This window comes from Mojavia sp. (assembly GCF_059505145.1).
Window position 1 is genome coordinate 1 of sequence record NZ_JCACKA010000066.1, and the last position, 1,032, is coordinate 1,032.

Genomic DNA, 1,032 nt, shown 5'->3' on the forward strand with positions numbered 1-1,032 from the left:
CCTAATCCCCAGTCCCTAATCCCCAGTCCCTAATCCCCAGTCCCTAATCCCCAGTCCCTAATCCCCAGCCCCCTTTTCATGCAATGTCTTCAGATACTAGCTCTTTCTTCAATCTGCCTGTTGATGCACCTCCGATAAGGGTGTTGATTGTCGAAGATGATCCAATGATGCAACTGGGGCTGGAACAATCATTAATGGTTTACTCCCAGTTAGAAGTTGTAGGACAAGCAGAAGATGGCTATTTAGGTGTGCAAGCAGCGCTGCAACTGAAACCCGATTTGGTAGTAATGGATATCGGGTTACCGCGACTAGATGGAATTGCAGCGACACAGCAAATTAAGGCAGCATTGCCAGAGACTCATGTAGTGATGCTGACATCTCACCAAACGGAGACAGAAATAATTGCGGCACTGTCTAGCGGTGCAGACGCATATTGTATCAAAGGTGCAAGTGTAGAGCGATTGTTAAGTGCGATCGCCGCCGCAGTTGAGGGTGCAACTTACCTCGATCCCCTAATTGCGCGACGAGTAATTGAAAATCTCCGCCCCCCCTCAGCGAAGGGAAACACTGCTAACCTTTCTGGGCGAGAGTTAGAAGTATTGAAACTGATGGTGGACGGTTTGAGTAACCCAGAGATTGCAGAAAAACTCTATCTCAGCCCCAACACTGTTAAGACTCACGTTCGGGGAATTATGAACAAACTAGCAGTAGACGATCGCGTGCAAGCAGCAGTTGTGGCACTGCGTTCTGGTTTAGTGTAATTACTACAGCCGTACATACATTGCTTGCTTATTCAGGAATATCCAATACTAATTAATGAGGCTCAAAGACTCGTTCATCTAGCTCAAAGCCTCGTTCATCCACCTCAAAGACTCGTTCACGAGTATTAAAGACTCATTCATCCACCTCAAAGACTCGTTCACGAGTATTAAAGACTCGTTCATCTAGCTCAAAGACTCATTCACGAGTATTAAAGACTCGTTCATCCACCTCAAAGACTCGTTCACGAGTATTAAAGACTCATTCATCCAC

1 protein-coding gene is annotated in these 1,032 nt (G+C 46.2%); it reads left to right on the top strand.

Translation table 11 applies throughout. The features are described 5' to 3' along the window. The first annotated feature begins 83 nt into the window (after positions 1 to 83). Positions 84 to 761 (top strand): response regulator, encoded by a 678-nt coding sequence (locus AC5JL8_RS15535; RefSeq protein ID WP_495880690.1) that lies wholly within the window; start codon positions 84 to 86, stop codon positions 759 to 761. Positions 762 to 1,032: the final 271 nt, after the last annotated feature.